At 71.1% G+C, this 20,402-nt stretch carries 21 protein-coding genes and 1 pseudogene; 11 read left to right on the top strand and 11 right to left on the bottom strand.

Going from position 1 to position 20,402, the window contains the following annotated elements; translation table 11 throughout:
* Positions 1-16: 16 nt before the first annotated feature.
* From ACRAKF_RS22910 to mscL, 3 genes are all read left to right on the top strand, one after another.
* Positions 17-355, top strand: a complete 339-nt coding sequence (locus ACRAKF_RS22910; RefSeq protein WP_447039206.1) for an FmdB family zinc ribbon protein — start codon at positions 17-19, stop codon at positions 353-355.
* Positions 356-622: 267 nt separating this feature from the next.
* Positions 623-1,171: a hypothetical protein gene (locus ACRAKF_RS22905; protein ID WP_447042118.1), complete on the top strand. Its 549-nt coding sequence runs from the start codon at positions 623-625 to the stop codon at positions 1,169-1,171.
* A gap of 171 nt (positions 1,172-1,342) precedes the next feature.
* On the top strand, positions 1,343-1,858 hold the full coding sequence (gene mscL, locus ACRAKF_RS22900) for a large conductance mechanosensitive channel protein MscL (RefSeq protein WP_447039205.1): 516 nt from the start codon (positions 1,343-1,345) through the stop codon (positions 1,856-1,858).
* A 7-nt stretch (positions 1,859-1,865) separates the two neighbouring features.
* Here mscL and ACRAKF_RS22895 read toward each other — a convergent pair whose 3' ends face one another.
* Positions 1,866-2,192: a hypothetical protein gene (locus ACRAKF_RS22895; RefSeq protein WP_447039204.1), complete on the bottom strand. Its 327-nt coding sequence runs from the start codon at positions 2,190-2,192 to the stop codon at positions 1,866-1,868.
* 85 nt (positions 2,193-2,277) lie between these two features.
* On the opposite strand from ACRAKF_RS22895, the pseudogene ACRAKF_RS22890 reads away from it, so the two are divergent.
* The 3 genes and pseudogenes from ACRAKF_RS22890 (at position 2,278) to ACRAKF_RS22880 (ending at position 5,331) form a co-directional block, all read left to right on the top strand.
* Positions 2,278-2,998, top strand: a pseudogene (locus ACRAKF_RS22890) (P1 family peptidase).
* Between the two features lie 272 nt (positions 2,999-3,270).
* Complete coding sequence (locus ACRAKF_RS22885) at positions 3,271-4,413, top strand: L,D-transpeptidase (RefSeq protein WP_447042116.1); 1,143 nt, start codon at positions 3,271-3,273, stop codon at positions 4,411-4,413.
* Between the two features lie 141 nt (positions 4,414-4,554).
* Positions 4,555-5,331, top strand: coding sequence for a DUF6227 family protein (locus tag ACRAKF_RS22880; protein ID WP_447039203.1), 777 nt, complete (start codon positions 4,555-4,557; stop codon positions 5,329-5,331).
* A 103-nt stretch (positions 5,332-5,434) separates the two neighbouring features.
* Here ACRAKF_RS22880 and ACRAKF_RS22875 read toward each other — a convergent pair whose 3' ends face one another.
* Both ACRAKF_RS22875 and ACRAKF_RS22870 read right to left on the bottom strand, forming a co-directional pair.
* Positions 5,435-5,689, bottom strand: coding sequence for a hypothetical protein (locus tag ACRAKF_RS22875; RefSeq protein ID WP_447039201.1), 255 nt, complete (start codon positions 5,687-5,689; stop codon positions 5,435-5,437).
* 91 nt (positions 5,690-5,780) lie between these two features.
* Complete coding sequence (locus tag ACRAKF_RS22870) at positions 5,781-7,274, bottom strand: MFS transporter (protein ID WP_447039199.1); 1,494 nt, start codon at positions 7,272-7,274, stop codon at positions 5,781-5,783.
* Positions 7,275-7,433: 159 nt separating this feature from the next.
* Between ACRAKF_RS22870 and ACRAKF_RS22865 the strand changes: the two genes are divergently transcribed.
* Positions 7,434-7,910 carry a MarR family winged helix-turn-helix transcriptional regulator gene (locus ACRAKF_RS22865; RefSeq protein WP_447042114.1) on the top strand — a complete coding sequence of 159 codons (477 nt, stop codon included), beginning with the start codon at positions 7,434-7,436 and terminating at the stop codon, positions 7,908-7,910.
* Between the two features lie 133 nt (positions 7,911-8,043).
* Here the strand turns inward: ACRAKF_RS22865 and ACRAKF_RS22860 are convergent, their stop codons facing one another.
* The 5 genes from ACRAKF_RS22860 to ACRAKF_RS22840 form a co-directional block, all read right to left on the bottom strand.
* Positions 8,044-10,113 carry a fructose-specific PTS transporter subunit EIIC gene (locus ACRAKF_RS22860; protein ID WP_447039198.1) on the bottom strand — a complete coding sequence of 690 codons (2,070 nt, stop codon included), beginning with the start codon at positions 10,111-10,113 and terminating at the stop codon, positions 8,044-8,046.
* Between the two features lie 124 nt (positions 10,114-10,237).
* Entirely contained in the window at positions 10,238-11,230 is a 993-nt protein-coding gene (pfkB, locus tag ACRAKF_RS22855; RefSeq protein ID WP_447039196.1) for a 1-phosphofructokinase, read from the bottom strand.
* The gene (locus ACRAKF_RS22850) at positions 11,227-11,364 is read right to left on the bottom strand and encodes a hypothetical protein (protein WP_447039194.1); all 138 of its coding nucleotides are present in this window, start codon (positions 11,362-11,364) and stop codon (positions 11,227-11,229) included. The genes pfkB and ACRAKF_RS22850 overlap by 4 nt, the downstream gene beginning before the upstream one ends.
* Entirely contained in the window at positions 11,361-12,122 is a 762-nt protein-coding gene (locus ACRAKF_RS22845; RefSeq protein ID WP_447039193.1) for a DeoR/GlpR family DNA-binding transcription regulator, read from the bottom strand. The genes ACRAKF_RS22850 and ACRAKF_RS22845 overlap by 4 nt, the downstream gene beginning before the upstream one ends.
* A 155-nt stretch (positions 12,123-12,277) precedes the next feature.
* Positions 12,278-13,000: a TetR family transcriptional regulator gene (locus ACRAKF_RS22840; RefSeq protein WP_447039192.1), complete on the bottom strand. Its 723-nt coding sequence runs from the start codon at positions 12,998-13,000 to the stop codon at positions 12,278-12,280.
* Positions 13,001-13,118: 118 nt separating this feature from the next.
* On the opposite strand from ACRAKF_RS22840, the gene ACRAKF_RS22835 reads away from it, so the two are divergent.
* The gene (locus tag ACRAKF_RS22835) at positions 13,119-14,372 is read left to right on the top strand and encodes an extracellular solute-binding protein (protein ID WP_447039190.1); all 1,254 of its coding nucleotides are present in this window, start codon (positions 13,119-13,121) and stop codon (positions 14,370-14,372) included.
* 94 nt (positions 14,373-14,466) lie between these two features.
* Here the strand turns inward: ACRAKF_RS22835 and ACRAKF_RS22830 are convergent, their stop codons facing one another.
* Positions 14,467-15,999: an MFS transporter gene (locus ACRAKF_RS22830; RefSeq protein ID WP_447039188.1), complete on the bottom strand. Its 1,533-nt coding sequence runs from the start codon at positions 15,997-15,999 to the stop codon at positions 14,467-14,469.
* A gap of 175 nt (positions 16,000-16,174) precedes the next feature.
* Between ACRAKF_RS22830 and ACRAKF_RS22825 the strand changes: the two genes are divergently transcribed.
* Positions 16,175-17,170, top strand: coding sequence for a helix-turn-helix transcriptional regulator (locus tag ACRAKF_RS22825; RefSeq protein ID WP_447039186.1), 996 nt, complete (start codon positions 16,175-16,177; stop codon positions 17,168-17,170).
* A 6-nt stretch (positions 17,171-17,176) separates the two neighbouring features.
* Here the strand turns inward: ACRAKF_RS22825 and ACRAKF_RS22820 are convergent, their stop codons facing one another.
* Positions 17,177-18,175 (bottom strand): sigma-70 family RNA polymerase sigma factor, encoded by a 999-nt coding sequence (locus ACRAKF_RS22820; RefSeq protein WP_447039184.1) that lies wholly within the window; start codon positions 18,173-18,175, stop codon positions 17,177-17,179.
* A gap of 179 nt (positions 18,176-18,354) precedes the next feature.
* On the opposite strand from ACRAKF_RS22820, the gene ACRAKF_RS22815 reads away from it, so the two are divergent.
* Entirely contained in the window at positions 18,355-18,900 is a 546-nt protein-coding gene (locus ACRAKF_RS22815) for an N-acetyltransferase family protein (RefSeq protein ID WP_447039183.1), read from the top strand.
* Positions 18,901-18,945: 45 nt separating this feature from the next.
* Here ACRAKF_RS22815 and ACRAKF_RS22810 read toward each other — a convergent pair whose 3' ends face one another.
* Positions 18,946-19,707 carry a dioxygenase family protein gene (locus ACRAKF_RS22810; RefSeq protein ID WP_447042113.1) on the bottom strand — a complete coding sequence of 254 codons (762 nt, stop codon included), beginning with the start codon at positions 19,705-19,707 and terminating at the stop codon, positions 18,946-18,948.
* Between the two features lie 125 nt (positions 19,708-19,832).
* Between ACRAKF_RS22810 and ACRAKF_RS22805 the strand changes: the two genes are divergently transcribed.
* Positions 19,833-20,357, top strand: coding sequence for a MarR family winged helix-turn-helix transcriptional regulator (locus ACRAKF_RS22805; protein ID WP_447039182.1), 525 nt, complete (start codon positions 19,833-19,835; stop codon positions 20,355-20,357).
* Positions 20,358-20,402 lie beyond the last annotated feature (45 nt).

Genomic DNA, 20,402 nt, shown 5'->3' with positions numbered 1-20,402 from the left:
TGCCAGGAGGAAGCAAGTGCCGACGTACCAGTACCAGTGCACCGAGTGCGGCGAGGGCCTCGAGGCGGTGCAGAAGTTCACCGATGACGCCCTGACCGTATGCCCGAACTGCGACGGACGCCTCAAGAAGGTGTTCTCGGCGGTCGGCATCGTCTTCAAGGGCTCCGGCTTCTACCGCAACGACAGCCGAGGCTCCTCGTCGAGCAGCACGCCGTCGACGGCCACGAAGACGGCCTCCGACGCGAAGCCGTCGACCTCGTCGTCCTCCTCCGGCTCGTCGTCCTCCTCGGACTCGAAGTCGTCCGCCGGCTCCTCGACGTCCGGCTCCTCGTCGGCGTCCAGCTCGGCCGCGTAGGAGCTCCTCGGAGGCTCGGGCTTCCGGGGTCCGGCTTCCGGCTTCGCCAGGTTTTCTTCGTGACCCCGCCGTTCACCGACGGCGGGGTCATCGTCGTGTCCGGACACGACGGGCGGGCGGGGGTGGCTGGTCGGGTCCGGAGGAATTGCACCTTCCGGTGACGGGGTTGTCCACAACCGGGGAGTAGTGCACGGGCCCCAGCGGGGATCGGCTCGGGCGTGGATCGTGGGAGCGCAAGTCCAGCTCGTCGTCCTCGCACCCCAGGCGGTGGTTGTCGTGACCCGCGTTTCCCCTCAGGCCCATGTCCCCTCCCCGAGCCGGCTCACGGAGGGCATCCCGGTCCCCCTCTTCCCGCCCGTTCGGGTGCGCGGCGGCCATCCGCGGCTGCGCCGGCTGCTGCGGCACCGCCGGTCGGCCATGGCCGCGGGGCTCGCGATGACCGCCGCCGCCCTGGCGGCCACGGGCCCGCCGGAAGCCGACCGGCCGCCGGACAGTACGGCGGCGGTCGCCTCCTCGCCCGAGCCGCCCCGAGGCGCTCCGGAGAGGGTGACGGCACCCGTGCGGATCGCGGACGCCGAGGCCGTGCGGCTACTGCGCCCCGGCGACCGCGTCGATGTCATCGCCGCCGCCGCATCACCCGCGGGAGGCGCGAAGCCGCGGGTGGTGGCCGCGGGAGCGCGCGTGACGGAGGTGCCGGAGCGAGGCGACGTCGCGGCGGAAACCGGCGCCTTGGTGGTTCTGTCCGTGCCCCGCGACACCGCCGCACGGCTGGCCGGCGCCGGGGCGAGCGCACGTCTGGCGGTGACCCTGCGATGAGGACCACCGGGCACGGTCTCACTGCCGCCCGCGGCCGCAGTGCCGCCCCTGGTCGCACTGGCACCCGGTCACGTCGCTCGTCCGTGAGAGCGCATTGGACAGGGCGACGGCGCGCTGGCGTAGGTTGCGGATTTGGCTGTTCCGCAACCTGCACACGCAACGAAAGGCCCCGTGGTGAGCGAGAAGAAGGAACCGGGCATCTGGGAGGGCTTCAAGGCCTTCCTGATGCGCGGCAATGTGGTCGACCTGGCGGTCGCGGTGGTCATCGGCGCCGCGTTCACCAACATCGTGAACTCGGTGGTCAAGGGTGTCATCAACCCGCTGGTCGGCGCCTTCGGGACGAAGGACCTCGACCACTACCGCTCGTGCCTGAAGTCACCCTGCGAGACGAACGCGGCGGGCGAGGTCACCCACGGCATCCCGATCATGTGGGGTTCCGTGCTCAGCGCGGTCCTCAGCTTCGTGATCACCGCCGCTGTCGTGTACTTCCTGATGGTGCTCCCCATGGCCAAGTACCTCGCGCGGGTGGCCGCGAGGAGGGCCGAGAAGGAGGGCACGAAGGAGGTCATGGAGGTCAGCGAGCTGGAGGTCCTCAAGGAGATCCGCGACGCCCTGGTGGCCCAGCGCGCCTCGGGCCCCGATGGCCCCTCCGACGAGCGGCCCGACGGGCGGCCCGGTCTGCCGTAGCGCGGGCTCAGATGTGGTGGGGCGGCTTCTCGTCGAGGAACCGCGCCAGATCGGCGGCACTGTCGCCGCCGGCCGACGGCCGCTCGCCCCACCCACGGTCCGTGTCGTCCGAGGACTGCTGCGACAGCGGATCGTCGAAGACCAGAGCGTTCCGGGGCTTCACGGATTTCGCGGTTTTCGCCGATTCCGCGGGGTTCCCGGGCTTCCCGGAGTCCTTGGACTTCTCCGGGGTCTCCGGGGTCTCCGGGTGCTTCGGGTCCTCCGGCTTCTCCGGGTGCTTCGGGTGCTTCGGGTCCTCCGGGTCGCGCGGCTCGGGGGCGGGGGCGGTACTCATGCCTCCAGGGTACGTCGGCCGAGTCCGGCACCGACGCGCTCGCCAGGGCTCCGCGGCCCATGCCGACTCCGCGGCTCACCTGGCCCTGACTGACATAGCCGGCTTGCGGGTAGGGCACGCCACGCCCATCAGCGACGGTCAACTGACCGGAACCACCGCCGTGTTGGCGCCGGAGGGCGGTGCGGTCGCCGCCGTGGACGTGCGCGGGGGCGACCCCGGGACCGCGAGACGGACGCCCTCGTCCCGCGCAACCTGGAGCGGCGCGTCGAGGCGGTCGTCCTCACCGGCGGCAGCGCGTACGGACTGGACGCCGCGGCCGGCGTGACGGCGTGGCTTGAAGAGCGCGGCCGGGGAGTGCGGGTCGGGCCCGGCGCCTGGCCGAGGCCACGGCGGGGAGCGGGACGCGGCCGCCGTTGAACACTCCACCGATGAATACCCCGCCGCTGAATACCCCGCCACTGAACACCCCGCTGCTGAACACCACACCGCTGAGCACCACGCTCGCCGTGGTCGCCACCGACGCCGCGCTCACCAAGGCGCAGGCGCAGAAGCCGGCGGGCACGTCGCACGACGGCATGGCGCGCGCCGTGCGGCCCGTTCACCTTCTCCATGACGGCGGCACGGTGTTCGCCCTCGCCACGGGTGAACACGCCTTGGCCGAGGGCGGTCCGCTCGCCCTGAACGACACCCTCGCCGCCGGTGCGGACCTGGTCACGGCCGCGATCGTGCGGGCGATGCCGGCCGGGGAGTCGGTGGGGACGCCGGGCGGAATGTTTCCCGCCTACCGCGACTTGTACGTGAAGTAGCAACTCCCGTACGTGCGAAGGCTGCACTGAAAGGGCGCATAGCGGCACAGAATCCCGCAAGTGCCCTCGGTGCCCGACGCATTGGGTGTCCTCGCGCCTCCGTAATGTGCCCGCACTCACACCAAGTGGCCGGAACCGCGCGGGCCGCCGTGCGCTCTTCACACGTACTGGATCAGAACACCTACTTGGAGCAGCCCGTGACAAGGTCGGTCATAGTCAACCCCCGGCGCCGTGCCCTGCTGGCCGCCACCGCGCTCGCCGCCGCGGGGGCGATGACCCTCACGGCCTGCGGCGGAGACGCGGACGCCAAGGGTGACAAGAACGGCGGGAGTTCAGCCGCCAAGGGCGCCGACATCACCATCTCCTCCAAGGACGGCGCCACCGACGCCTCGATCAACGCCACCGGCGTCAAGGTCGAGAACGGCAAGCTGACGAGCGTGAAGATGACCGCGGTGACGTCCGGTGCGGCCGTCGAGGGCGCCATCTCCAACGGTGGCAGCGCCTGGAAGCCCAAGGCTCAGCTGGAGCGCGGCACCAAGTACAAGGTCACCGCGAACGCCAAGGACGCCAAGGGCAACGCGGCGACCGAGAACGCGACGTTCACCACGGTGTCCACGGCCAACAGCTTCATCGGCAGTTACACGCCCGACGGTGGCACCACGGTCGGTGTGGGCATGCCGGTCTCCTTCAACTTCGACAAGGCGATCACGGAGAAGAAGGACGTCCAGTCGCACATCACGGTCACGTCGAGCAGCGGCCAGAAGATCGTCGGCCACTGGTTCGGCAACCAGCGCCTGGACTTCCGGCCCGAGGAGTACTGGAAGGCCGGTTCCAAGGTCACGATGAAGATCGACCTGGACGGCGTGAAGGGCGGGAACGGCATCACCGGCGTGCAGCACAAGACGGTCACCTTCACCGTCGGCCGCGCGCAGGTCTCCACGGTCGACGTGAACGCCAAGAAGATGACGGTCGAGCGGGACGGCAAGGTCATCAAGACCATCCCGATCTCCGCGGGCAGCGCGGCGAACCCCACGTACAACGGCAAGATGGTGATCTCCGAGAAGTTCACCCAGACCCGTATGAACGGGGAGACGGTCGGCTTCGGCGGGGAGTACGACATCAAGGACGTGCCGCACGCCATGCGTCTGTCGTCCTCCGGCACCTTCATCCACGGCAACTACTGGGGCTCGCCCTCGATCTTCGGCAGTTCCAACACGAGCCACGGCTGCGTCGGCCTTCAGGACGCGCGCGGCGCGGGTGACCCCAACACCCAGGGCGCCTGGTTCTACAGCAACTCCCTGATCGGTGACGTCGTGACGGTCAAGGGCTCGCCCGACAAGACCATCGCCCCGGACAACGGCCTCAACGGCTGGAACATGGACTGGAGCGAGTGGACGGCGGGCAGCGCGAGCTGACGCACGCCACCTCTCGACGACGCGAGCCACGTGGGAACTTCCCGCGTGGCTCGCGCGTTTTCCCGTTCCCGGGCATGATGTCCGACCCAGGGGCTACGGTATGCACCCACTAGGTGACATGCAGCAACGCCGGGAGACACCTTGAGCGTTCCGTACGAAACGGCGTACGAGCCACCCGAGTTGCCCGAGCCACATTCTCCGGAGGACCAGTCTCCGGAAGAACACCTCGAGCGGCTTCTCGGCCGTGCCCTGAATTCCTTCGACTTACCGGACGAGGTGCTCCGTCGCCTCGACTCCGCCCTCGCCCACAACAGCACCCTGCACTCCGCGCACCACAGCTCGGGGCTGCACCGCGAGACGTACAGACACACCTGGCTGCTCGCCGACGCGTCCGTGCTCACCCTCTGGGAGCTCGTCCACAACACCGCGCCGGGCAGCGAGCCGACGTATGAGATCTATGCCGACGAGGAGGACGCGGGCGTCGCCACCTCGCGGCTTCCGCTGCCGCCCGACCCGCCCGCCTGCGGCAGGCCCGTCGTGCTACAGCTCCCCGTCGACCCCGGCCCCCGCCACGCGTATGCTCCCGACGACTCCCCGGACCACGCGCGCCGGTTGCTGCGCCGTGCGGAGAACTCCGAGGGCGACCGCCCCGGCGAGGATGTCGCGCGCCTGCTGAGTTCGGCGGTCGCGCACCAGATAACGCAGGCCTTCGGCCGTCCCCGGCTGTCCGGCGAGGCGCGCCTGAGCCTCTCGCTCTACGAGCACGCCTTCCTGCTCTTCGACGGTGCCGAGGTCAGCCTGTGGGAGGTCGAGCACACCCTGACCCCTGACGGCCGCCACCGTTGCGAGGTGTATGCCACCGAGGAGGCGGCCCGCGCCGCGATGGAGCGCAGGGCCAAGGACGCGGCCAGAGGCTGACCGCGCCACTCGGGGGCTCGGGGGCGCCCGGCCGCTCGGAGATGCCTGGGCACCAGGGGGCGCCGGCCGTCACGTATCGCCGCACACCCCTACATACGCCCGTCTACATACGCCCGTCGCCGAACTGCCGGATCAGGCCGGCGAAGGCGGCGCGCTCGTGGGCGGTGAGCTGGACCGCCTCCGCGTGCGGCGGGCCCTGCTGGGCAGGCAGCGCGCGGAGCCGGTCGGCCTGGCGCCACGCCTCCGCGCCGGGGCGCTCTCTGCGCATCACCCGCACCAGACCGACGGTCCAGACGGCGGTCGCCACGGCGAACAGGGCGACGCCGATGCGCTGTACGTTCGAGACATCCTGGAACATGCGGCCCAGTAGACATCACGGACCAGGGCTTACGACAGGGGGGTTATGGGACATAGATCCTGAAGTGATGCATGTCGCACACTCCCCCACATCATCGGAAACTCCCCTGTCGCCGGGAACCCGGGGCCTCGGGGGCGATGCCATGCTGCTCTTCCTCGGGGCGGCCCTTCTCGGGCAGCAGGAAGGTGATCGCGAAGAAGACCACCAGCAGGCACGCCTGGACGATCAGCGCGCGGTGGAAGCCGCCGCTGAAGTCACCGGTCTTGGCCTCGGCGAAGAACACCGAGCCGAAGACCGCGACGCCGATGGAACCGCCGACCGCCTGGACCGCCGACAGGACACCGGAAGCGGAGCCGATCTCGTCGTCGTCGACCGCGGCCAGGATGAAGCTGAACAGGGCGGCGATCACCATGCCGGCGCCGACGCCCGCCACCGTCGTGCCCAGGACGATGTCCCAGATCGAGAACGAGGCAGCGTCCAGGCCGTCGAGCTCGAACCACAGCACGGCCGCGCCGGCCAGCTGGACCAGCGGTCCGATCTGGAGCACCTTGCGGCCGATCTTGTCGGCGAGGAACGCGCCGCTGATGGCGCCGCCGATCGCGGTTCCCACGGCGAGGGGCAGATTGCCCAGGCCCGCCTCACCGGCGGTGAAGTGCCGGCCGATCTGGAGGAACAGGGTCAGGACGAGCTGGGTGCCGATCAGTCCGCCGAAGAACAGGGCGATGCCGCCGAGGCCGACGGTGAAGGCCGGCTTGCGCAGCAGGCCCGGGGTCACCAGCGGCTCGCGGCCCGCGGCGGCCGTGCGGCGCTGCTGGAGGGCGAAGAGGGCGAAACCGATCGCCGAGGCGGCCATGGACAGCCACGTCCACAGCGGCCAGCCGTTCTCCTGGCCCTGGTTGAGCGGCAGCACCAACAGGGCGCAGGACGCCACGATCAGGGCGGCGCCGGTCATGTCGACCCGTAGCGTGCGGTCGCCCGCCTTCTTGGGCACGAACTTCGCGGCGACGATCAGTGCCGCGATGCCGATGGGCAGGTTGATCAGGAACACCGACCGCCAGCCCAGGCCGAAGAAGTCGCCCTCGATGAGGAAGCCGCCCAGGACCGGGCCGATGATGCCGCCCAGGCCGAGGACAGGTCCGAAGATCGCGAAGACCTTGGTGAGCTCGGGGCCGGAGAAGTTCTCCCGCAGCAGGCCCAGGCCCTGGGGCAGCAGCATCGCGCCTGCGGTGCCCTGTAGCAGGCGGAAGGCGATCAGCGACTCGATGTTCGGCGCGATCGCGCACAGCAGCGAGGCCGCGGTGAAGGCGGCGAGCCCGAGCAGGAACATCCGCCGCCGGCCGTAGCGGTCGCCGAGGCGACCACCGAGTACGAGCCCGGCGCCCAGGGTGAGGGCGTAGCCGCCGATCACCCACTGCAGTCCGACGGAACCGGCGCCGAGGGATCTCTCCAGGTCCGGTCCGGCGACGTTGACGATCGAGGAGTCCAGGAGGTCCATGATCTCCGCGACGATCATCACCGCCAGGATCAGCCACCGCCACCGGTAGGGCTCGGTCGCCTCCTCAAGGGTGGGGGACGGGTCGCGCATGACAGATACCTCCATGGTGAAGTAATTCCATCATGAAGGTAAAGTGGTGGCGGTAGGTTGTCAAAGCGGAGTGGCTGTGGGGACCGCGTGACAGGAGAGAAGGGCGAAGGCGTGGAGGAAGCAGTGCGCGACGGTGTCGCGGAGCAGCGTGAGCGGCTGATGGAGTCGCTGAGGATCTACGGCGGCCACTACGCCGAGCTCAGCCGGCGCTTCGCCGCCTGGCTGGGCCTGCACTCCACGGACGCGACCGCGGTCCTGGAGATCGCCGCCGCCGAGGAGCGCGGCGCCCCCCTGTCACCGGCGCGGCTGAGCGAGCGGATCTCCCTGTCCACGGGCGCCACCACCGCGCTGCTGAACCGCCTCGAAGCGGCCGGCCACATCACGCGGGCCCGCGAGCACTCCGACAGGCGCATCGTCACACTGCGCAGCGGCGGGCACATCCAGGAGCGGGCGGACGAGTTCTTCGGCCCGCTCGCTCACCGCCTCGACGCCGCGATGTCGCCCTACCCGCCCCGGTTCCTGGAACAGGTCGAAGCGTTCATGGCCGACCTGAACACCACCATGGACAGCCACCTCACGGAACAGGACGCGGTGACACCGCGTTCCCTTCGCGGCCCTGCCGAAGGAACGCCCTGACCGGCTTACTGCCCGCTGCCCGCTGCCCGCCAGTTTCTCTGGTCGGACCATCTCCGGTGGTCGGACCATCTCCGGCTTCACCCCGCCGTCGAGGTTCAGCAGCGTGGTCCGGTCAGGCCGCTGCCGGGTCCGGTCAGGCCGCTGCCGGGACGCGCTTGGTGTCGGACGGCTCGGCGGCGGTCGTGTCGTCGGCCGCCGGGGGCGTCGTCTTCCGTGCGCCCTTGAGCAGCACGACCACGGCCGTGGAGACGCAGACACCGGCGGCGATCGCCACGAGGTACAGCAGCGGCCGGCCGATCAGCGGGACCACGAAGACACCGCCGTGCGGAGCCCGCAAGGTGCAGCCGAAGGCCATGGACAGGGCGCCGGTGACCGCGCCGCCCGCCATCGACGCGGGGATCACCCGCAGCGGGTCGGCGGCCGCGAAGGGGATCGCGCCCTCGGTGATGAAGGAGGCGCCGAGGAACCAGGCCGCCTTGCCGTTCTCCCGCTCGGTCTTGGTGAAGAGCTTGCCGCGCACGGTCGTGGCGAGCGCCATGGCGAGCGGCGGGACCATGCCGGCGGCCATCGCGGCGGCCATGACCTTCAGGCTGCCGTCGGTGGGGTGGGCGAGGCCGCCGACCGCGAAGGCGTAGGCGACCTTGTTCAGCGGGCCGCCGAGGTCGAAGCACATCATCAGGCCGAGGATGACGCCGAGGATGACCGCGTTGGCCCCGGAGAGGCCCTCCAGCCAGTCGGTCAGCGCGCTCTGCAGGGACGCGATGGGCTTGCCCACGACGAGGAACATCAGGAAGCCGACCACCGCCGATGAGATCAGCGGGATCACCACGACCGGCATGATGCCGCGCAGCACGGTGGGGATGCGTACCCGTTGGATGCCCATGACCACGGCGCCCGCGATCAGGCCGGCGGCGAGGCCGCCGAGGAAGCCCGCGTCGATCGTGACGGCGACCGAACCGCCGACGAAGCCGGGCACGAGGCCGGGCCTGTCGGCCATGCCGTACGCGATGTAGCCGGCGAGGACCGGTACCAGGAAGGCGAAGGCGAGGCCGCCGATCTGGAACAGCAGCGCGGCCCAGCTCGTGTGGTCGCCCCAGGCGAAGTGTTCGGCGACGGACGGCGCCTTGTCGATCTTCCAGCCGCCGATGGCGAAGCCGAGGGCGATGAGGAGGCCGCCGGCGGCGACGAAGGGCACCATGTAACTGACGCCGGACATCAGCCACTTGCGGAGCTTGGTGCCGTAACCGTCGTCACCGTCACCGGCGTTGTCGACGGGGGTCGGTGACGCCTCGGCGGTGTTCTCGCCGCGGGCCGCCTTCTCCCGGACCTCCGCGATGAGTTCCGCGGGGCGGTTGATGCCGGCCTTCACGGCCACGTCGACCGTGGGCTTTCCGGCGAAGCGGGACTTGTCCCTCACCGGGACGTCGTGGGCGAAGATGACGCCGTCGGCGGCGGCGATGACCGCCGGGTCCAGGCGGGTGAAGCCCGCCGAGCCCTGGGTCTCCACCGTCAGTTCCACGCCTGCCTCGCGGCCCGCGGCCTCCAGGGACTCCGCTGCCATGTAGGTGTGGGCGATGCCCGTGGGGCAGGAGGTGACGGCGACGATCCGGAACGGCTCCTCCGGAGGCGCGTCGGTCTCCAGGGGCGCGTCGGCCTTCGGAGGCGCGTCGGCCTCCGGCCCCGGCTCAGCGGGTTCGTCTGCCGCGCCTTCCCCGGCGGGTTCCTCTGCCGCGCTCTCCGCGGAGCCGCGAGCCCGTTCGTCGCCGCGGATCAGGGAGGCGGCGGCCTCCGCGTCCTCCGCACCCCGCAGCGCCGCCGTGAACTCCGCGTCCATCAACTGTCTGGCCAGCGAAGAGAGGATCGTCAGGTGGGCGTCGTCCGCTCCGGCCGGGGCGGCGATCAGGAAGATCAGGTCCGCGGGGCCGTCCGGCGCGCCGAAGTCGATGCCGCGCGCCGAGCGGCCGAAGGCCAGCGTGGGCTCGGTGACGTGGGCGCTGCGGCAGTGCGGGATGCCGATGCCGCCGTCCAGGCCGGTCGGCATCTGCGCCTCACGGGCCGCCACGTCGGCGAGGAACCCGTCCAGGTCGGTCACGCGCCCGAGGGCCACCATGCGCTCGGCGAGGGAACGCGCGGCGGCTTCCTTGGTTTCGGCGGACAGGTCGAGTTCGAGATCGACCAGATCCGCGGTGATCATGTCGGTCATCGCGGGCTCCTTCGCGCGCGTATCGCCCGGCGGGGGGCGAGGGCCACAGAGGGGAGGGAGAGAGGGACGGGGACGGGGACGGGGGCCGGAGGGGTGAGGGCCGGAGGGGTGGGGGCGAGGGGGTTCACGGGGTGTGTTCCCTCGGTACGCGGTCCAGGAGTACGCGGTCCAGAAGTACGCGTTCCAGGAGTACGCGATCCAGCGGGACGTCGGCCGTCACGGTGACCGCGTCCGGTGCCAGGTCGGCGGGCGAGGGCATGACGCTGCCCGGCAGTTGGACCGCCGCCGCGCCGTGCGCCACGGCCGAGGCGAGCGCACGCTCCCCCGTGCCGCCGGCGATGAGGAAACCGGCCAGGGAGGAGTCCCCGGCGCCGACGTTGCTGCGTACGGCGTCGACGCGGGCGCTCGCGAAGTACGTGCCCGAGTCCTCGACCAGGAGCTGGCCGTCCGCGCCGAGGCTGGCGAGCACGGCACGCGCCCCCATTTCCCGCAGCTCCTCCGCCGCCTTGACCGCGTCGCCGACGGTGCTGAGGGGGCGGCCGACGGCTTCGGAGAGCTCCTCGGCGTTGGGCTTGACCACGTCGGGGCGTTCGGCGAGGGCGGCGAGCAGGGCGGGGCCCGAGGTGTCCAGGGCGATACGGGCGCCCGCGGCGTGGGCGCGGGCCACCAGGTCGGCGTACCAGGAGGGGGCGAGGCCACGCGGCAGGCTGCCGCAGCAGGCGATCCAGTCGGCCCCCGCCGAACGTTCGCCGACGGCGGCGAGCAACGCCTCCCGCTCCTCGCGCGACAGTTCGGGGCCCGGGGCGTTGATCTTCGTGAGCGTGCCGTCGGGCTCCGCGACCGCGATGTTGGAACGGGTCTGTCCGGCCACCGGGACCGGGGCCACCTCGATGCCCTGCTCGTCGAGGAGCTGCGCGACCAGTGCGCCCGGGGCGCCGCCGAGCGGCAGCACGGCGACGGTCCGCACGCCCGCCGCCGCGACGGCACGCGAGACGTTGACGCCCTTGCCGCCCGGGTCCATCCGGTCACCGGTGGCCCGCACGACCTCGCCGCGGTCGAGCGCGGGGACCTCGTAGGTGCGGTCGAGGGAGGGGTTGGGGGTGACGGTGAGGATCATGCGCGTACCGAGGCCTTCTTGTTGGTGCGTGCGGCGGAGGCGGCGGAGGCGGCGGCTGCTGCTGCTGCTGCTGCTGCCGGGATGTTGCCGACGGCTGTACGCGTGCTCGTAGACGTGCTCGTGCACGTACTCATACGCGTACGACCTCCGTGCCGTCGCGCTCGATGGCGGCGGCGTCGGCGGGGTCGAGGCCGGTGTCGGTGATCAGGAGGTCCACGTCGGTGAGGTCGCCGAAGCGGGCGAAGTGCTGCTGGCCGTGCTTGGCGGAGTCCGCGAGCAGGACGACCCGGCGGGCGGCGGCCACGGTCGCGCGCTTCACGGCGGCCTCGGCGAGGTCGGGCGTGGTGAGCCCGGCGTCGGCGGAGAAGCCGTTGGCCGCGAGGAAGAGGACGTCGGCGCGGATCTCTCCGTAGGCGCGCAAGGCCCAGGCGTCCACGGCGGCGCGCGTGCGCTGCCGGACGCGGCCGCCGATGAGGTGGAGCTGGATGCCGGGGTGGTCGGCGAGGCGGGCGGCGGTCGGCAGGCCGTGCGTGACGACAGTGAGCGTCGACTCCAGGGGGAGCGCCGCCGCGAGCCGCGCGACGGTCGACCCGGCGTCGAGGATGACGCTGCCCTCGGCGGGCAGCTCCGCGAGGGCGGCGCGGGCGATGCGGTCCTTCTCGTCGGCGGCGGTACCCTCGCGCTCGGCGAGGTCCGGCTCGAAGTCGAGGCGGCCCGCGGGGATGGCACCGCCGTGCACGCGGCGCACGAGGCCCGCGCGGTCCAGGGCCTTCAGGTCGCGGCGGATGGTCTCCGCGGTGACCTGGAACTCCTCGGCGAGCGACAGCACGTCGACCCGCCCGCCGTCCCGCGCGAGCCGCAGGATCTCCTGCTGCCGCTCCGGTGCGTACATGTCCGTTTGCCTCCGCCAGATGCCCGAGCGTGTTGTTTCACCGGCAGGCTACGGCGGCATTGCGCCAAAGTAAACACCTTCGGGCGAGGAACGGGCATGAACGGACATCAGGCGAAGCCCTGGCCAACGGGCCGGGACGTGGCGAAGCCTCGGCCCTACGGCCAGGGGAACGACTCCAACGCCGCCAGGCAGTGTGCCGCCAGGCCCGCCGGGCCCTCCCCCTCGGCCGCGGGCGCTTCCCCCGCCGCCCACGCCTCGACGGCGACCCGTACCGCCGCGCTCGCGACCGCTGCCGCGAGGCTGAGGTCCAGGGTCGGCCCGCTCTCGCCCGTCCGCTCCAGGAGTACCGCGAGCAGCGTCTGCTCCGAGGCGCGGCACGCGTCCGCCCACACCGCGCGCAACGCGGGGCTCTCCGCCGACATGCGCAGCAGCGAGCGCACCCACTCCAGGGACTCCACGGCCCCCGCGTCCCCGGCGGCCAGTGCCTGCGCCACCGCGTGCCGCAGCGCGTCCGGCACCGAAAGCCCGTCCGGGGCCAGGCGCACCGCCTCCGCCCACTGCTGCGCACCCGCTGCGAAGAGCGGGGCGACCGCCTCCTCCTTGGTCGCGAAGTAGCGGTAGAAGGTGCGGGGGGCCACGCCCGCGGCCCGGGCGATGTCCTCGGCGCGCGTGGCGCGCAGCCCGTCCGCGGCGAAAAGCGACGCCGCCGTGCGGGCGATGTCGAGACGGGTCTCGGTCTTACGACGCTCCGTCAGCGACGGCTGCGAGGGCGGCGACGACTGCGACGGCCGCGAGGGCGGCGACGACTGCGACGACTGTGAGGGCGGTGACGACTGTGAGGGCTGCAAGGGCGGTGACGGCTGCGAACCACTGGGCATGACAGGCAGGTTATGCCAGCCCAGCCGCAAGGCCCTCCACGGCTCAAACTGCCCGTATGGCAGACTCTGCCACCGCGCGAACGGAAAGCAGGACCGAAAAGCAAAGGTGGCACCAGCGGTGCGTCGTCGGCAGTTCCTTCTCCACTCCGCCGGTCTCGCCGGCGCCACCGGCCTCGGCGCCGCGGGCCTCAGCGCCTGCTCGGCGGAGACCGACACACCGCTGAGACTCCTCGTCGCCAGCTACGACAAGAGCGTCGGCTCCTCGATCGGCGACCAGTGGGACAGCCTCATCGCCGCCTTCGAGAAGGCCCACCCGGACATCCGCGTCGCCCTGGAGCGCGTGCCGTTCGCGAAGCTCGACCAGACCCTCGCCCAGCGCGTGAAGAAGGGCGACGCCCCCGACATCGCCCAGTCGAACTTCTTCGCCCCGTACGCGGAGGCCGGCAAGCTGTACGGCGCCGACGACCTCTTCGACGTACGCACGGAGGGCGATTTCATCCGCTCCTACGCGGAGGCCGGCATGGTCAACCGCGTCCAGTACGGGATGCCCTTCCTCGCCAGCACCCCGCGCCTCTTCTACAACAAGGCCCTCTTCAAGCAGGCCCGCCTCAAGGCCCCCCGTTCCTGGGCCGAACTGCGCGACGCCGCGGAGGCGTTGAAGAGGCTCGGCGTCGACACCCCCTACGGGCTACAGCTCGGCCCGGAGGCCGCCGAGGACGAGGCGCTGGCCTGGCTGCTCGCCGACGGCGGCGGCTATGCCGCCCTCACCGGCTACGACTTCGCGAGCGCGGCCAACATCGGTGCCCTGACCTGGCTGCGCGACAACCTCGTGAAGCGGGGCCTCGCGGGAGCGCACCCGTCGAAGCTGACCAGGACGGACGCGTACGCCCAGTTCCTGCGCGGCAGAATCGGCATGATGATCGCCCATCCGGTCCTGATGGGCGCCGCCGACCAGGCCAAGTTCCCGTACGCGCACGCCCCGTTCCCCAAGAGGCTCGGCGGTGCCGCGCCTCCGGTGGGGCTCAACGACTGGCTGATGGCGTTCCGGCGGGACGGGCGGCGCACGCGGTGCGGGACGTTCCTGAGCTATGTGTACGGCCGCAAGTCCGCCCTCGCGTACGGGGGCGGACAGTCCGCGCTACCGGTGACCAGTTCCGCGTCCGAGACCGCGCGCGAGGATCCCCGTCAGCGGTCGCTGCGGGACTTCATCGACCAGATGCCGCAGGCGCGGTTCCAGCCGACGAACCAGGCCTCCTGGCCCGAGGTGCGGACCGCTGTCCGGCAGCGGATCGGCGAGGCGGTGGCCCCGGGCGGTGATCCCGGGGCCGTACTGGAGTCCTTGGACGCGACGGCGGCCCAGGCGGAGCTCTAGGGGCTCCCGATGGGCGCGATGATCCGATGGATCTCCGCGGCGTCACCCGGTCAGGGAGTCGGCATCGCCCGGTCAGGGAGTCGGCGTCACCCGGTCAGGGAGTCAGCGCGGGCTCCGCGGGCTCCTTCTCCGCCCGCTCGTCCGGCTCCGCCACGTCGGCGCCGCCCTCCATGTGCTGCTGCGGCTTCGCCGGGAGGGCGAACATCAGGACGAAGATGGCCGCGAGGACCGCCGCCACCCAGCCCAGCGCGTTCTGGAACCCGTCCACGAACTCCAGGGGCAGCCGCTCACGCGGAACGCTCTCGTCGATCACCCCGAAGAAGACCACCGACACCAGGCCGAGGCCGAGCGCGGTGCCCATCTGCTGCATGGTGTTGAAGAGCCCGGAGGCCGAGCCCGCATGCTCCCGCGGTACGCCCGACAGGACGGCGTCCGTCAGCGGCGCCACGATCAGGCCCATGCCGACGCCCATCACGACCAGCGGCAGCGCCATCTGCCAGACCGTGATGCCCGTGCCGTACCGGTCGGCCTCCCAGATGTAGATGAGCAGGCCCGCGGCCATCGTCAACGCGCCGGCCTGAAGCACCTTGCGGCCGAACCGCGGCACGAGCTTCTGCACGGAGACCCCGGCCGCCACCGAGACCGCGATGGAGAACGGCACCCCGGTCAGACCGGCCTTCAGCTCGCTCCAGCCGAGACCGATCTGGAGATAGAGCGTCCAGACCAGGAAGAAGACGCCGAGCGCGACACCGAACACCAGCTGCACCGCGACGCCCGCCGCGAAGCTCTTCACCTTGAACAGCTCCAGCTCGACCAGCGGCGATCCGTCCCTGGCGGTCTTCCACCTCTCGTACGCGACGAACGCGCCGAAGACGACGAGTGAGCCCGCCATGGTGGCGTGGCCCCAGACCGGCCAGCCGAGCTCGCGGCCGCGGGTGAGCGGGTAGAGCAGCATCAGCAGGCCGAGGGTGATCATGACGACGCCGACGAGGTCCAGCTTGAGTGCCTTCGATGCCTTGGACTCGGTGATGAACTTCCGGCCGAGTATCAGCCCCGCGATGCCGACGGGCAGGTTGATGAGGAAGATCGGCCGCCATTCGAGGCCGAGGATGTTCCACTCGGTGAGCAGCGCGCCGAGCAGCGGCCCGGAGACCGCGCCGAGGCCGACGATCATGCCGAAGAGCCCGAAGACCTTGCCGCGCTCGTGGGCGGGGAACGTCGCGTGGACGATGGAGAGGACCTGCGGCACCATCAGCGCGGCCATGCCCCCCTGAAGGATGCGCGAGGCCACCAGCATCTCCGGGTTGACCGCGAAGCCGCAGAGCGCCGAGGCCACGGTGAAGCCGGCGATGCCGATCAGGAAGAGCCGCTTGCGGCCGTGGATGTCACCGAGCCGCCCGCCCGTGATGAGCCCGGCGGCGAACGCGAGGCTGTAGCCCGCGGTGATCCACTGGATCTGGCTGAACGAGGCGCCCGCGTCCCGCTGGATCGTCGGGATCGCGATGTTGACGATCGTGACGTCGACGAGGTCCATGAAGGCGGCGGTCATCACGATGGCCAGGGCGAACCACCGTCGCCGGTCCGCTGCCGGTGGCGTTTCGGGGAGGGTGCTGCTGGAAGAACTCATGGCCGGAAGGCTAGGAGCCATCTAGGTCATAACAGTTCCTACATCCAGCTCCTGAATCCAGTTCCCGCATCCTGGCATCCCGGCATCCTGGGCGGGTGAACATGCACAGGACGAGAACAAGAACGAGAACAAGGACGAGAACGAGGACGAGGACGACCGACACGGGAGCACGGTCATGACCGGCGCGACCGGTGCCCAGACCCCCATCCGGCTGCTGCAACTGCTCTCGCTCCTTCAGACGCCGCGTGAGTGGCCCGGCGGCGAGCTGGCCAAGCGGCTCGGGGTGAGCCGGCGGACCGTGCGGCGCGACGTGGACCGGCTGCGGGAGCTGGGCTATCCCGTGCAGGCCACGCAGGGCGCCCTCGGCGGCTACCGTCTCGTCGCGGGCAAGGCCATGCCGCCGCTCGTCCTGGACGACGAGGAGGCGGTGGCGATCGCGGTCGGCCTGCGGGCCGGTGCGGGGCACGCCGTGGAGGGCCTGGAGGAGGCATCGGTACGGGCGCTCGCCAAGCTGGAGCAGGTCCTGCCCGCCCGGCTGCGGCACCGCGTCACGTCCTTGCAGATCGCGACGATGCCGCTGGTCAGCGGGGACGGGGCGAGCATCGCGCCGGAGACGCTGACGGTGATGGCGTCGGCCACGGCGGGCCATGAGCGCCTGCGGTTCTCCTACCGTGCGGGCGACGGCACGCAGTCGCGGCGGCTGACCGAGCCGTACCGCCTGGTCTCGACGGGACGGCGGTGGTATCTCGTGGCGTACGACATGGACCGCGAGGACTGGCGGACCTTCCGCGTGGACCGTGTGGCGGAGCCGTTCGCCACGGGGGCGCGGTTCACGCCGCGGGAGCTGCCGAAGGGGGACGCCGCGGAGTTCTTGCGGCAGTCGGTCTACCGCGGGCTCACGACATACGAGATCGACGTGACGTTCGCGGCGCCCGCGGAGTTCGTGGCGGCCAGGCTGCCGTCGTCGCTCGGCGCGGTGGAGCCGCTGGACGACCACCACTGCCGGCTGCGCGGCACGGCCACGGACTCCGTCGAGTGGCTGGCGGTCCGCCTGGCGGTGGCGGACTGCGACTTCACGGCCCACGGCCCCCCGGAGCTGCTCACCTGCCTGCGGGACATGGGCTCCCGCCTGACGCGGGGGGCGGCCCCGCCACCGGACGAGCCCCAGTGATCCCGGCTAGGCCACCGCGTCGAAACCGGTGTCGCGCGCCAGCTTCTTCAGCTCCAGAAGGGCGTGCTTCTCGATCTGTCGGATGCGCTCACGCGTGAGGCCGTGCTCCTTGCCGACCTCCGTCAGCGTCCGCTCGCGCCCGTCGTCGATTCCGTACCGCATCTTGATGATGGAGGCGGTGCGCTGGTCGAGGCGGCCCAGCAGGTCGTCCAGCTCCTCGCTGCGCAGCAGCGAGAGGACGGACTGCTCGGGCGAGACGGCGGAGGTGTCCTCCAGGAGGTCACCGAACTGGGTGTCGCCGGAGTCGTCCACCCCCATGTTCAGCGAGACGGGGTCGCGCGCCCAGTCCAGGACGTCGATGACGCGCTCGGGCTTCGACTCGAGCTCCGCGGCGATCTCCGTGGGCTCCGGATCACGGCCGTGCTCGCGGTTGAACTCGCGCTGCACGCGGCGGATGCGGCCCAGCTCCTCCACCAGGTGGACGGGGAGGCGGATGGTGCGGGACTGGTCGGCTATCGAGCGGGTGATGGCCTGGCGGATCCACCACGTGGCGTACGTGGAGAACTTGAATCCCTTGGCGTAGTCGAACTTCTCCACCGCGCGCACCAGGCCCGCGTTGCCCTCCTGGATGAGGTCGAGGAGGGGCAGACCGCTGCGCGGATAGCGGCGGGCCACGGCGACGACGAGGCGGAGGTTCGAACGGATGAAGACGTCCTTGGCGCGCTCACCGTCGGCGACGAGGGCTTCGAGCTCCTCGCGGTCCGCGGTGACCCCGCTGTCCTCGACCTCGCCGTCCAGGATCTTGCGGGCATAGACGCCCGCCTCGATGATCTGGGACAGTTCTACTTCCTTGGCGGCGTCCAGCAGTGGTGTACGCGCGATCTCGTCGAGGTACATGCCGACCAGGTCGCGGTCGGCGATCTCCCCGCCTACGGCGCGAACACTGCGTGCCGCGTCGGTCTCGCCGGAGGCGGACTTACGACGGGCGACGGCACGGGTTGCCATGCGTGCTCCCTTGCGATGGTGGTCCTGGTCGGCCCCACTGGGGCCTCTGTGGTGGATGGCACACCCTCGGGTTCCCACCATCCGATGGAAACAACGACTGGAATCCGGACAGAATTCCCAAGGCGCGCATCTTTTTCCTCGGCGGTGCAGTACCCTGTGCCGCCACTCGGGGAGGCCGGATGTTGACAGGGTGTACTGAGGTGCAGGTCAGGCCGGGCGTCGAGGCGGACCTCGAAGCCCTCACGGACCTCTACAACCACTACGTACGTGAGACCGCGATCACATTCGACACGGTCACGTTCTCCCCCGAAGAGCGCCGCCCTTGGCTGCTCTCCCACCCCAAAGACGGCCCGCACCGCCTCTTGGTTGCCCAGGAGCGGCATTCCGGCCCCGGCGCGGGCCGCGTGCTCGGGTACGTCACCAGTAGCCCTTTCCGCGTCAAGCCCGCTTATGCGACCTCCGTGGAAGTCAGCGTCTACTGCGCACCGGACGCCGCGGGGCGCGGCATCGGCACGCTGCTCTACAAGACGCTCTTCGAAGCCCTGCGGGAGGAGGACGTGCACCGCGCGTACGCGGGCGTCGCCCAGCCGAACGAGGCGTCGGTCCGCCTCCACGAGCGCTTCGGCTTCCGGCACGTGGGGACGTACCACGAGGTGGGCAGGAAGTTCGGCCGCTACTGGGACGTGGCCTGGTACGAGCTTCCCCTCGGCCCCGCGGCGGATTAGCGACCCTCTCCGGGGCTTCGCCGCGATTCAGCCGAACCGCACCGATCAGCCGAACTGCACCGACCTCTTCGCCAGGCCCAGCCAGAAGCCGTCGATCACGCTGCGCTGGTCGGTCAGGTCGCCCGTGGCGTCCGCCGCGCCCAGGGTGACGAAGAGCGGGGCGAAGTGTTCCGTGCGCGGGTGGGCCAGGTGCCCCGCCGGGGACTTGCGGGCGAAGTCGAGGAGGGCGTCCACGTCGGCCGTCTCCAGGGCCTCGTGGCCCCAGGCGTCGAACTCCGCCGACCAGGCCGGGATGCCGCCCTGCCGCAGGGCGGCCAGGTTGTGCGTGAAGAAGCCGCTGCCGACGATCAGGACGCCCTCGTCCCGCAGCGGCGCGAGCCTGCGGCCGATGTCCATGAGGCGGCGCGGCTCCAGGGTCGGGAGGGAGATCTGGAGGACGGGTATGTCGGCTTCGGGGTACATCTCGACCAGTGGTACGTACGCCCCGTGGTCGAGGCCGCGGTCCGGCACGTCCTGCACGGGCAGGCCGGGCGCCCGCAGGAGTGCCCGTACCGAAGCGGCCAGCGCCGGCGCGCCCGGCGCCTCGTACGTCACCGCGTAGTAGTGCTCGGGGAAGCCCCAGAAGTCGTGGACGAGCGGCAGTGTCCGCGTGGCGCCGAGGGCCAGCGGGGCCTCCTCCCAGTGCGCGGAGACCATGAGGATCGCCCTGGGGCGCGGCAGGCCGGCGGACCAGGCCGCCAGTTCGCCGGGCCAGACGGGGTCGTCGGCGAGCGGCGGGGCGCCGTGGCTGAGGTACAGGGCGGGCATGCGGGTCATCGCGCACCTCCGGAGGGGGCCGGCATCGCGTACTGAAGGCAAGGTACTTGAAAACTCAAGTTCTATGTTCGACTGTACGTATGGTTTGTTCAAAGTTCAAGGAAGGGCCTCGTACGATGGAGTACATGGATATGGCACCCACCCCTTCCCCGGCCGGTGAGCCACGCTGGCTGGACGGCGACGAGCAGCGCGTTTGGCGGTCCTACCTCCAGGCGACCGCGCTTCTCGACGACTACCTCGACCGGCAGCTCCAGCGCGACGCGGGCATGCCGCACATGTACTACGGCCTATTGGTCCAGTTGTCCGACGCCCCCCGGAGGCGGCTGCGGATGACCGAACTGGCCAAGAACATGAAGATCACCCGGTCCCGCCTCTCGCACGCCGTCGCCCGCCTGGAGAAGAGCGGCTGGGTGCGCCGCGAGGACTGCCCCTCCGACAAGCGCGGCCAGCTCGCGATCCTCACCGACGAGGGGTACGAGGTACTGCGCGAGACCGCCCCCGGCCACGTCAGCGCCGTACGCCAGGCGCTCTTCGACCGGCTCACCCCGCAACAGCAGAAGTCCCTCGGCGAGATCATGACGATCGTCGCCGAGGGACTTCAGCCCAAGGAGGCCGGTGCGGACCTCCCCTGGCTCCGCTAGGAACCTTCTGACTCCGCTAGGGGACCTGCCCCAGGTGACCCGGCC

It is taken from the genome of Streptomyces sp. DSM 118878 (assembly GCF_052936595.1).
Note: the sequence above shows the minus strand (reverse complement) of the source record. Positions and strands in the feature narration are given on the sequence as shown.